Annotated in this window: 6 protein-coding genes and 1 tRNA gene; 6 read left to right on the forward strand and 1 reads right to left on the reverse strand. The window is 66.5% G+C overall.

Translation table 11 applies throughout. The annotated features are described in order from the left end of the window. Positions 1 to 49: 49 nt before the first annotated feature. Both BI327_RS42230 and BI327_RS08090 read left to right on the forward strand, forming a co-directional pair. Positions 50 to 223 carry a hypothetical protein gene (locus BI327_RS42230; RefSeq protein WP_159450417.1) on the forward strand — a complete coding sequence of 58 codons (174 nt, stop codon included), beginning with the start codon at positions 50 to 52 and terminating at the stop codon, positions 221 to 223. 3 nt (positions 224 to 226) lie between these two features. Further along, positions 227 to 1363 carry a tyrosine-type recombinase/integrase gene (locus tag BI327_RS08090; RefSeq protein ID WP_076859462.1) on the forward strand — a complete coding sequence of 379 codons (1137 nt, stop codon included), beginning with the start codon at positions 227 to 229 and terminating at the stop codon, positions 1361 to 1363. Positions 1364 to 1428: 65 nt separating this feature from the next. On the opposite strand, the gene BI327_RS08095 is transcribed toward BI327_RS08090, so the two are convergent. Further along, positions 1429 to 1505: transfer RNA gene (locus BI327_RS08095), tRNA-Arg, on the reverse strand. Between the two features lie 287 nt (positions 1506 to 1792). Between BI327_RS08095 and BI327_RS08100 the strand changes: the two genes are divergently transcribed. The 4 genes from BI327_RS08100 (at position 1793) to BI327_RS08115 (ending at position 11879) form a co-directional block, all read left to right on the forward strand. Beyond that, positions 1793 to 7000, forward strand: coding sequence for an alpha-2-macroglobulin family protein (locus BI327_RS08100; RefSeq protein ID WP_076859464.1), 5208 nt, complete (start codon positions 1793 to 1795; stop codon positions 6998 to 7000). 95 nt (positions 7001 to 7095) lie between these two features. Beyond that, the gene (gene pbpC / locus BI327_RS08105) at positions 7096 to 9204 is read left to right on the forward strand and encodes a penicillin-binding protein 1C (protein WP_076859466.1); all 2109 of its coding nucleotides are present in this window, start codon (positions 7096 to 7098) and stop codon (positions 9202 to 9204) included. An 82-nt stretch (positions 9205 to 9286) separates the two neighbouring features. After that, on the forward strand, positions 9287 to 11032 hold the full coding sequence (locus BI327_RS08110; protein ID WP_076859468.1) for an ArnT family glycosyltransferase: 1746 nt from the start codon (positions 9287 to 9289) through the stop codon (positions 11030 to 11032). A 1-nt stretch (position 11033) separates the two neighbouring features. After that, a complete protein-coding gene (locus tag BI327_RS08115) occupies positions 11034 to 11879 on the forward strand; it encodes a phosphatase PAP2 family protein (RefSeq protein ID WP_076859470.1) in 846 nt (281 codons plus the stop codon). Positions 11880 to 11903: the final 24 nt, after the last annotated feature.

Consider the following 11903-nt stretch of genomic DNA (forward strand, 5'->3'; position numbering starts at 1 on the left):
CCACGTGCGCTGTGGCTTGGCCGGCCGAGCGCCCAATGGAGCCTGTTTGATGTCGAAGGGTGCGCACACCTTCAGACAGAGTGACGTCACCAAGGCCGTCAAAGCCTTGATACGTGCTGGTGTGCAAGGTCACGTTGAAATAGCGGACAACGGTCGCCGCATCCTCGTCATAGTTGGTTCACCCGAGGCGCGCGACAACAAGCGCACCGATGAGTGGGATTGAGCCATGTCCGAGGAGGAACTGCCCTACATTCACAAATTCAGGGATGCGCGCGGGAAGATTAGGCGGGTGTTCCGCCGCAAGGGGCACAAGACAGTCACCATAAAGGGGTTGCCCGGCTCATCGGAATTTCTGGAGGCCTATCAGGCGCTGCTCGAACGCTCCGGAGGAGATCCTCCGTCGACAATCGGCAACGGCAACAATGCTGCCGGCACGATCGACGCTGACGTGATCGCCTATTTCAAGCATGAGGTTTTCACGGAAGGCCTTGCCAAGGAAACACAGAGGGCCTGGCGTTCGATCCTGGAACGATTCCGAGATCATAGGACGCCAAGCGGCCGCCGTTACGGCGACAACCGAACTTCAACACTCAGGGAAAAGCCGATTAGGGATTTTCTCGATGGCAAGAGGCCCAACGCGCAGAAGAACAACCTGAAAGCAATTCGCGGCTTTGTCCGGTTCGCGATCTATACAGGAAAGCTCGGCGGCGATCCGACCGAGAACATCAAGCCAGTCAAAGCAGGCATCAAGAGTCGCGGCCACATGACTTGGCTCGAGCCACAATTGGCACAATATCGCGAACGGTGGCCGCTCGGCACAGTTGCCCGTCTTGCTGTTGAGTTGCTGCTCAATATCGCCGCGCGCCGCTACGACGCGCACGAGATAGGAGAACTGCACGTCAAGGCCGGCAACAAGCTGGTATGGCGCCCCCACAAGACGCTGCGGAGCACGGGCAAACTTTTGTCGATCAAGATCCGACCGGAATTGCAGGCGGCGATTGACGCCATGCCGCAGGGAACGCGCGCCGAGGGCGTGGTGACATTCCTGGTCAACGACTACGGCAGGCCATTCGCTTCCGCTGCTGCGTTCGGAAACAAGTTCGCCGACTGGTGCCGCGCCGCGGAGCTCAAGGCCGTCAAGTGCGATGATGGCAAGGTGCGGAGTTATCGCGCGCATGGACTCAGGAAGGCTGCACTGCTCGCTCTGGCACATGCTGGTGCAACGGGTGTCGAACTCATGGCTGTGTCAGGCCACAGCTCACTCGCGCAGGTGCAGGAATATCTCGACGCAGTCGATCAGGAGCGCGCCGCGGAAGCGGCAATGGCGAAGCTCGCGAACAGCGTAGGAACAGGGAGTGGCTAACGCTTTAGGTTTGAGTGGCTAACATCGAAGGAAGTCATTGAGAATGCGAGAGAAGAACAAAGTAGTGGCGATCCCGGCAGGATTCGAACCTGCAACCCGCGGAGTAGAAATCCGCTACTCTATCCAGTTGAGCTACGGGACCGTGGCCGCCTTGTACCACCGCCATTATGAAAAATCCGCCTTTCCGCCAAGTCCGTCCGAACCGATTTCTGGGGGCGGACGACAAAGGCGAGCAGGGGTCTCGCCCTGCGTTGGCCTGTCCAGTCCGCCGAGCCGGCATCGCGCTGCCGCCGGGGCTGGTCGAAGGATGTCGGCAATGCGATCTGCGACGTTTTCGTCCGTTCATGTCTGCGCCTTCACTCCGTCACCTTTTCGCGCATTTTTAGCCCCAACGCGGCGGTCGACCGCGGGGCGTTCAGGAGCTCCATCATGATCGGATTGGTTCGTGCCGCCGCAATTTGCGCCACGCTGGCGCTCGCTCTGGTGAGCGCAGAGGCCGCGGACAAGGCCTTCAAGCGGGACGATCTCGCCGATTCCGCGATCAAGCTGGAGGCCCAGATCAAGAGCGAGGCCGGCGCGGTCAACAAGTCGGCCGCGACCCTGCGCACCGACGCCGACGCCGCCTTCAAGCGCAATGATTTCCGCGGCGGGCTCACGATCCTCGGCCAGATCGCGGCGACCACGCCTGAGGACGGCGCCAACTGGCTGCGGCTCGCCAAAACCGTTTTCCAGATCCGGTCGGCGAGCTCGAGCGAACAGACCTTCCTGATGGAGCGCGCCTCGACCGGCGCCTACATCGCCTATCAGCGCGCCGGCAATGCCGGCGAGGAGGCCGACGCGCTCGCGGTGCTCGGCAAGGCGCTCGCCGAGCGCAAGCTGTGGCGTCCGGCGCTCGACGCGTTGGGGATGTCGCTCGACCTGCGCGAGGTCGCCGATGTCAGGGGCCAGTACGAGAAGATGCGCGACGAGCACGGCTTCCGGCTGCTCGATTATACCGTCGATTCGGATGCGGCCTCGCCGCGGGCCTGCTTCCAGTTCTCCGAGGAGCTCGCCAAGCGCGTCGACTTCGCGCCGTATCTCGCGCTGGCCGGCACCGACAAGCCGGCCCTGTCGGCGGAAGGCCAGCAGCTCTGCGTCGACGGGCTCAAGCACGGCGAGCGCTACAACATCAATTTGCGCGCCGGCCTGCCGTCGACCGTCAAGGAGACCCTGCCGAAATCGGCCGAGTTCAACATCTATGTCCGCGACCGCAAGCCGTTCGTGCGCTTCACCGGGCGGGCCTATGTGCTGCCGCGGACCGGGCAGCGCGGTATCCCGGTGGTCAGCGTCAACACGCCGGCGGTCACGGTCGACGTCTTCCGGGTCGGCGACCGCAATCTGATCAACACGGTGATCGACAGCGATTTCCAGAGCACGCTGAGCCGCTACCAGCTCTCCGATCTCGGCGATCAGCGCGGCGTCAAGGTGTGGTCCGGCGAGCTCGCAACAGCGACCACGCTGAACCAGGACGTCGTCACGGCCTTTCCGGTCGACCAGGCGCTGGGCGACCTGCAGCCGGGTGTCTATGTCATGACCGCCGCGGCCAAGGGGCCGGGCACCGACGACGACGGCACGCTGGCGACGCAATGGTTCATCGTCTCGGACATGGGCCTGTCGGCCTTCTCCGGCAATGACGGTATCCACGTCTTCGTCAACTCGCTGGCCTCGACCGAGCCGGTCGCCAATGCCGAGGTGAAGCTGGTCGCCCGCAACAACGAGATCCTGGCCACCCGCAAGACCGATGTGGCCGGTCACGTGCTGTTCGAGCAGGGGCTGGCGCGGGGTGAGGGCGGCCTGTCGCCGGCGCTGCTCACTGTGACGGGTGAGAAGGCCGACTACGCCTTCCTGAGCCTGAAGACCAGCGCCTTCGACCTGACCGACCGCGGTGTCGCCGGCCGCGCGATCCCGGCCGGCGCGGACGCCTTCGTTTATGCCGAGCGCGGCGTCTACCGCTCCAACGAGACCGTCTATCTCACCGCGCTGCTGCGTGACGGGCAGGGCAACGCCCTGACCGGGACGCCGCTGACCATGGTGATCGAGCGGCCCGACGGCGTCGAATTCCGCCGCGCCGTGCTGCCCGACCAGGGCGCCGGCGGCCGGATGCTGGCGGTGGCGCTGAACTCGGCGGTGCCCACCGGCACCTGGCGAGCCCGCGTCTTTACCGATCCCAAGGGCTCGTCGGTCGGCGAGACCACCTTCATGGTCGAGGATTACATCCCCGAGCGGGTCGAATTCGATCTGACCAGCAAGGAGAAGGTGATCAAAGCTGAAGTTCCAGTGGAACTTCAGGTCTCGGGCCATTTCCTCTATGGCGCGCCGGCCTCGGGCCTGCAGCTCGAGGGCGACATGCTGGTCGCGCCCGCGGCGAACGGCCGGCCCGGCTACGCCGGCTACCAGTTCGGCGTCGACGACGAGCAAACCGCAAGCAATGAGCGGACCCCGATCGAGGACCTGCCGGAGGCCGATGCCAATGGCGCGGCGACTTTCCCGGTGAAGCTCGACAAGGTCCCGGCCTCGACCCGTCCGCAGGAGGCGCAGATCTTCATCCGCATGGCGGAGACCGGCGGCCGCTCGGTCGAGCGCAAGATCGTGCTGCCGGTCGCCCCTGGCGCCTCGCTGATCGGTGTCAAGCCGCTGTTCGGCGACAAGAGCGTGGCCGAGGGCGACAAGGCCGAGTTCGACGTCGTGTTCGTCGCGCCCGACGGCAAGCAGCTGCCGCGCAACGGGCTGCGCTATGAGCTGCTGAAGCTGGAGTCGCGTTACCAGTGGTACCGGCAGAATTCGTCGTGGAACTATGAGCCGGTCAAGTCGACCCGCCGTGTGTCCGATGGCGACGTCAATCTCGCGGCCGACAAGCCGATGCGCCTGACCTTCCAGCCGCAGCCCGGTCGCTACCGTCTCGACGTGAAATCGACCGACGCCGATGGACCGGTGACCTCGGTGCAGTTCGACGTCGGCTGGTATTCCGACGGCAGCGCCGACACGCCGGATCTGTTGGAGACCTCGATCGACAAGCCGGAATATGCCTCGGGCGACACCATGACGGTGTCGGTCAACGCACGCACCGCCGGCAAGCTCACTGTCTATGTGCTCGGCGACCGCCTGCTGACCACCCAGAGCGTCGACGTCAAGGAGGGCACCCAGCAGGTCAAGCTGCCGGTCGGCAAGGACTGGGGCACCGGCGCCTATGTCATGACGACGCTGCGCCGTCCGCTCGATGCAGCCGCCGGGCGCATGCCGGGCCGCGCGATCGGACTGAAATGGTTCGGCATCGACAAGAAGACGCGCACGCTTGCGGTCGAACTGTCGCCGCCCGCCCTGGTGCGGCCGGGCACGACGCTGAAGATCCCGGTCAAGCTCGGCGGGCTCAATCCCGGCGAGGACGCCAAGGTGGTGCTCGCTGCCGTCGATGTCGGCATCCTCAATTTGACCAACTACAAGCCGCCCGCGCCGGACGACTACTATCTCGGCCAGCGCCGCCTGACCGCCGAGATCCGCGACCTCTACGGGCAGCTGATCGACGGTATGCAAGGCACCCGCGGTCAGATCCGCAGCGGCGGCGATGCCGCCGGTGCCGAGCTGCAAGGCTCGCCGCCGACCCAGAAGCCGCTGGCGCTGTATTCCGGTATCGTCACGGTCGGCCCTGACGGCACCGCCGAGGTGAGCTTCGACATCCCGGAATTCGCCGGCACCGCGCGGGTGATGGCGGTGGCGTGGAGCGCCACCAAGCTCGGCCGCGCCAATGTCGACGTGATCGTGCGCGACCCCGTGGTGGTGACCGCGACCTTGCCGCGCTTCCTGCTGACCGGTGACAAGGGCACCATCAGCATGGATATCGACAATGTCGAAGGCGCCGCTGGCGACTATGCCATCAGCGTCAAGGCGAGCGGTCCGATCAAGGCCTCGGGCAACCCGACCACGATGGTGAAGCTCGCCGCCAAGCAGCGCAGCTCGCTGTCGCTCGGCCTCGAGGCCGGCGGCGCCGGGCGTGCCGACTTCGATGTCGACATTTCCGGACCGAACGGGCTGACGCTGGCGCGGCACTATGCGCTCGACGTCAAGCCGGCGACGCCAGTGCTGGCGCGCCGTTCGATCCGCACGCTGGCGAAGGGCGAGAGCCTGACGCTGACCTCGGACATGTTCTCCGATCTGGTGCCGGGCACGGGCAGCGTCTCGATCTCGGCGAGCCTGTCGACCGCGCTCGATGCGGCAAGCATCCTGAAGGCGCTCGACCGCTATCCCTATGGCTGCTCCGAGCAGATCACGAGCCGCGCGCTGCCGCTGCTCTATGTCAACGATCTGGCTGCCGGCGCCCATCTCGCGATGGATACCGCGGTCGACCAGCGCATCCGCGATGCGATCGAGCGGCTCCTCGCCCGACAAGGGTCCAACGGCTCGTTCGGGCTGTGGTCGGCGGGCGGCGACGACGCCTGGCTCGATGCTTACGTCACCGACTTCCTGACCCGGGCCCGCGAGAAGGGCTTTGCGGTGCCGGACGTGCTGTTCAAGAGCGCGCTCGACCGTGTCAGGAACTCGGTCGTCAACGCCAACGAGCCGGAGAAGGACGGCGGCCGCGACCTGGCCTACGGCCTCTATGTGCTCGCGCGCAACGGTGCCGCGCCGATCGGTGATCTGCGCTATCTCGCCGATACCAAGCTGAACAATCTGGCGACGCCGATCTCCAAGGCGCAGCTTGCCGCGGCGCTGGCCTTGGTCGGCGACAGAGCGCGGGCCGAGCGGGTCTATGGCGCCGCGCTCGACGCGCTGAACCCGAAACCCGTGATCGAGTTCGGCCGGGTCGATTACGGCTCGGCGCTGCGCGACGCGGCTGCGCTGGTCTCGCTTGCGGGCGAGGGCAATGCGCCGCGCACCACGCTGACGCAAGCCGTGCTGCGGGTCGAAGCGGCGCGCGGGCTGTCGCCCTATACCTCGACGCAGGAGAATGCGTGGATGGTGCTGGCAGCGCGCGCGCTCGCCAAGGAGACGCTGGCGCTCGACATCAATGGCCAGCCGGTCAAGACCGCGGTCTATCGCAGCTACAAGGCCGAGGAGATGACGGGCCAGCCGCTCAAGATCACCAACACCGGCGATGCACCGGTGCAGGCGGTGATCTCGGTGTCGGGCTCGCCGGTGACGCCGGAACCCGCGGCCTCCAACGGCTTCAAGATCGAGCGCAGCTATTTCACGCTCGATGGCAAGCAGGCCGATGTCACCAAGGCGAAACAGAACGACCGCTTCGCGGTTGTCCTGAAAGTCACGGAAGCAAAACCGGAGTTCGGGCACATCATGGTCGCCGACTATCTGCCGGCCGGGCTCGAGATCGACAACCCGAACCTGGTGTCGTCAGGCGATTCCGGCACGCTCGAATGGATCGAGGACGGCGTCGAGCCGAAGAACACCGAGTTCCGCGATGACCGCTTCACCGCGGCAATCGATCGTGGCGCCAATGACAAGTCGGTGTTCACGGTCGCCTATGTCGTGCGCGCGGTGTCGCCGGGCAAATATGTGCTGCCGCAGGCCTATGTCGAGGACATGTACAATCCCTCGCGCTACGGCCGCAGCGGCACCGGCGCGGTCGAGGTGAAGCCGGCGAAATGAGTGATGGTGAAATGAGCAGCGACGCCCGCTCAGAACTCTCCTCGTCATCCCCGGGCTTGACCCGGGGATCCACGTTTGCCGCGCGCGAGGAAGACGTGGATGGCCGGGTCAAGCCCGGCCATGACAAGCGGGGGCGATTGGCGCTCCGCGTCGCCGCTGCAATGGCTGTCGTGCTGGTCGCGATCACCGGCGCCTTCGCCGCCTGGGTTGTGTCGCTCGGACCGCTCCCGCTCGACCAGGCGCAGCAGGTCTCGACCACCGTGATCGATCGCAACGGCAAGCTTCTGCGCGCCTATGCGATGGCGGACGGCCGCTGGCGGCTGCCGGTCGACGCGACGACGTCAGTCGATCCCGGTTATCTGAAGCTCCTGTTCGCCTATGAGGACAAGCGCTTCTACGAGCATCACGGCATCGATCCGCTGGCGCTGTCGCGCGCCGCGTTCCAGCTCCTTACAAGCGGCCATATCGTCTCGGGCGGCTCGACCATCACGATGCAACTGGCGCGGCTGATCGAGCCGCGGCACCAGCGCTCGGTCTATGCAAAGCTGCGGCAGATGGTGCGCGCGGTCGAACTCGAGCGGCAGCTTTCGAAGGACCAGATCCTCGATCTCTATCTTGCGCTGGCGCCGTTCGGCGGCAACCTCGAGGGCATCCGCGCCGCCTCGATCGCCTATTTCGGCAAGGAGCCGAAGCGGCTGTCGCTCGCCGAAGCTGCGCTGCTGGTGGCGTTGCCGCAATCGCCGGAGCGGCGGCGGCTCGACCGTTACCCGGACGCGGCTCACGCCGCACGCGACCGCGTGCTCGAGCGCATGGTCGAGGATGGCGTGGTGTCGAAGGACGATGCCGCGCAGGCCACCGCGACGGCGGTGCCGAAGATGCGCAAGCAGATTCCGATCCTGGCGCCGCATTCGTCGGATCAGGCGATCGCGACGATGAAGGATACGCCCGTCATCAAGCTGACGCTGGACGCGACGCTGCAACGGAACCTGGAGGCGCTGGCGCGCGACCGCGCTATCGCGCAGGGGCCTGACGTCTCGGTTGCGATCGTCGTGGTCGACAATGAGACGGGCGACGTGCTCGCGCGCGTCGGCTCTGCGGATTATTTCGACGAGCGGCGCGCAGGGCAGGTCGACATGACGCGCGCGGTGCGCTCGCCGGGTTCGACATTGAAGCCGTTCATCTACGGCCTCGCTTTCGAGGATGGCTTTGTGCATCCCGACAGCCTGATCGAGGATCGGCCGATCCGCTTCGGCACTTACGCGCCGGAAAACTTCGACATGACGTTCCAGGGCACGGTGCCGATCCGCAAGGCGCTGCAATTGTCGCTGAACGTGCCGGCGATCGCGCTGCTCGACCGGGTCGGCGCCAGCCGGCTGTCGTCGCGGCTGAAGCAGGCCGGCACCAGTCTGGTGCTGCCGAAGGACGAAGCGCCAGGCCTTGCGATGGGCCTCGGCGGCGTCGGCATCACGCTGCAGGATCTCGCCCAGCTCTATGCCGGCCTGGCGCGGCTCGGCGCCACCAAGCCGCTGCGCGAGATCATGCAGGAGAATGACAGCCGCGACACGATGCGGCTGATGGATCAGGCCGCGGCCTGGCAGGTCGGCAATGTCCTGCTCGGCACGCCGCCGCCGGAGAACGGCGTGCACAACCGGATCGCGTTCAAGACCGGCACCAGCTACGGCTATCGCGATGCCTGGTCGGTTGGCTTCGACGGCCGTATCACGATCGGGGTCTGGGTCGGCCGTCCCGACGGCGCGCCGGTGCCGGGCCTGGTCGGCCGCACGGCGGCGGCGCCGATCCTGTTCGACGCCTTTGCGCGTACGGGGAAAATCCCGGCGGCGTTGCAGAAGCCGCCGCGGGGCGTGCTGGTCGCCTCCAACGCAAAACTGCCGCCGCCGCTGCGCCGCTTCCGGCCGCTCGGCGAACTGGTCCGCAGCGGCAGCGACCAGGCGCCGCACATCCAGTTTCCGCTGAACGGCTCACGCATCGACGTCGATCAATCCGAGGGCGGCCGCAATGCGCCGATGCCGGTCAAGGTCGCCGGCGGCGTGCTGCCGCTGACCGTCCTTGTCAACGGTGTATCAGCCGGGGACATCGATAGCCGGCGCCAGCGCCTGATCGACCCGCCCGGGCCGGGCTTCGCACGGCTCACCGTGATCGACGCCACGGGTGCCGCGGATACCGTTGTGATCCGCGTGCAATGATCGCACGGGAAAGCGGACGGGGACGGTCGGAAAGCGGAACAGCACGGTTGTTTGCGGTGCGGTTTCATCGTATGCGAAACCCATGGTGGATAGCCTCCAACCCCGGCGCTTCGGAGCAGGGCAACAGTCTGTAAAACCTGCGCATTCGAGCCGCAGGCTGTTCATGGCGTTCGAGTTCGCAACGGCCAGCCAATGGCGGTCGATCCTGTTCCTGACACTGACCTGCCTGGTGCTGTTCCTGCCGGGCTTCTTCACCATCCCGCCGATCGACCGCGACGAGGTGCGCTTCGCCCAGGCGACCAAGCAGATGGTCGAGAGCGGCGACTTCGTCGATATCCGCTTCCAGGATGACGTCCGCTACAAGAAGCCGGTCGGTATCTACTGGATGCAGGCGGCGGCGCTGAAGACGATCTCCGCGCTCGGGGTGCCGCGCGCCCAAGTCCGGATCTGGGTCTACCGCCTGCCGTCCCTGATCGGCGCCATCGGCGCCGTTTTGCTGACCTACTGGACAGCGCTCGCCTTCGTGACGCGACAGGGCGCGGTGCTCGCCGCGTTAATGATGGCGAGTTGCGTGCTGCTCGGGGTCGAGGCGCGGCTCGCCAAGACCGACGCGATGCTGCTGCTGACCGTCACCGCGGCGATGGGCGCGATGGCGCGGGTCTATCTGTCCTGGCAGCGCGGCGAGGATCCGGCGCATCCGTCGTGGGGACCGCCTGCGATCTTCTGGACCGCACTGGCAGTCGGCATCCTGCTCAAGGGGCCGCTGATCCTGATGTTCGTCGGCCTCGCGATGGCCGGGCTTGCGATCCTCGATCGCTCGGCGGCCTGGTTCTGGCGCATGCGCCCGGTCTGGGGCCTGATGTGGACCCTGGTGCTGGTGCTGCCGTGGTTCGTGCTGATCTTCCTGCGCGCCGGCGAGACCTTCTTCGCCGACTCGGTCGGCGGCGACATGCTGAGCAAGCTCGGGGCACAGGAATCCCACGGCGCGCCGCCCGGGCTCTATCTGCTGCTGTTCTGGATCACGTTCTGGCCCGGTGCGCCGCTCGTCGGCATGGCGGCGCCGGCGATCTGGCGTGCGCGGCGCGAGCCCGGTGCGCAGTTTCTATTGGCCTGGCTGATCCCGTCCTGGATCGTGTTCGAGGCGGTGCTGACCAAGCTGCCGCACTACGTGCTGCCGCTTTATCCGGCGATCGCGATCCTGACGGTCGGCGCGCTGGAGCGACGCGTGCTGTCGCGCTCGCCCTGGCTGCTGCGCGGTGCCGCCTGGTGGTTCGCGATCCCCGCATTCGGTGCGGTGCTGGTGATCGTCGGCGCGATCAAGGCGATCCACCAGCCGGTGTTTCCGGCCTGGCCGTTGTTCGCCGTCGCGATGGTGTTCGGCCTGGTCGCATGGTGGATGTTCGAGGACAGCCGTGCCGAGCGCTCGCTGCTCAACGCGGTGATCGCCGCGGCGCTGATGGCCGCTGCTACCTACGGCGTGGTGCTGCCGCGACTCACCACGGTGTTTCCGAGCCAGGAAGTCGCACGCGCCTTGCGCAACGTGACCTGCGTCGGCCCGAAGGCGGCGGCCGCGGGCTTCCACGAGCCGAGCCTGGTGTTCATGACCGATACCTCGACGCTGCTGACCGACGGATCGGGCGCGGCTGACTTCCTGGGGCAGGGCTCCTGCCGCTTCGCGCTGGTCGAACAGCGCTCGGAGCGCGCCTTCGTGCAGCGCGCCGAAGCGATCGGCCTGCGTTACAACGCGCCGGTCCGGATCGAGGGCTACAACATCTCGCAGGGCAAGGCGGTCTCGATTGCGATCTTCCGCTCCGAAGGGACGGAATGACATGCCGGCGCCGCCCGCCACCGCGGAACCCGCCACCTATTTCGGACGATTGCTGACGCTGGCCTGGCTGTCGTTGGCCCAGCTCGTGCGGGCGCCGTCGCATTCACGCCGGGCCGAGGCGGCGCGACGCTCCGCCCGCCACGTGCTGTTGCTCGTCGTCATCGTCGGCGCCGTGATCGTCACGCTGATGTATGCGGTCGATGTCGCCGAGATCAGCCTGATGCCGCCGCGCGGCACGCCGAGCCTGTGGTGGGTGAAGATACTTACCGATTTCGGCAAGGACGAGTACGTGCTGAGCGCGCTGGGTGCGCTGCTGATTGTTGTCGCATTGACGGCGCCTGCGCTGCGCGGTGTGCCGCGCGCGACCTTGCTCGGCATAGGGACGAGGCTGCAATATTTGTTCCTGTCGGTCGCGCTGTCGGTGGCGCTCGGTGAAGTGATCAAGTGGATCGTCGGCCGCGGCCGGCCGTTCGTCGGCGGCAAGGCCAATGCCTTCAACTTCCAGCATTTCGCGGGCACCGAGGCCTATTCGAGCTTTCCGTCGGGACATTCGATCACGGCATTCGCGCTGGCGTTCGCCGTGTCGGCAGTGTGGCCGCGGGCACGGGTCGCGATGCTGGTTTATGCGCTGATCATCATCGCGACGCGCCTGGTGCTGTTGGCCCATCATCCGAGCGACGTGGTGGCCGGCGCGGCCGTCGGCGTGATCGGCGCAATGGCCGTGCGCTACTGGTTCGCCGCCCGCCGCCTTGGTTTCGCCATTGATCGAGATGGCACGGTCGTGGCCCTGTCGGGACCTTCGGAAGGGCGCCTCAAAAGGGTTGCGAGGAGCGCCTTCGCCCCATAAAAGCGGTCGCCCGGCGGCCGGATC

Origin of the sequence: Bradyrhizobium mercantei (assembly GCF_001982635.1) — a bacterium.
Lineage (GTDB): Bacteria > Pseudomonadota > Alphaproteobacteria > Rhizobiales > Xanthobacteraceae > Bradyrhizobium > Bradyrhizobium mercantei.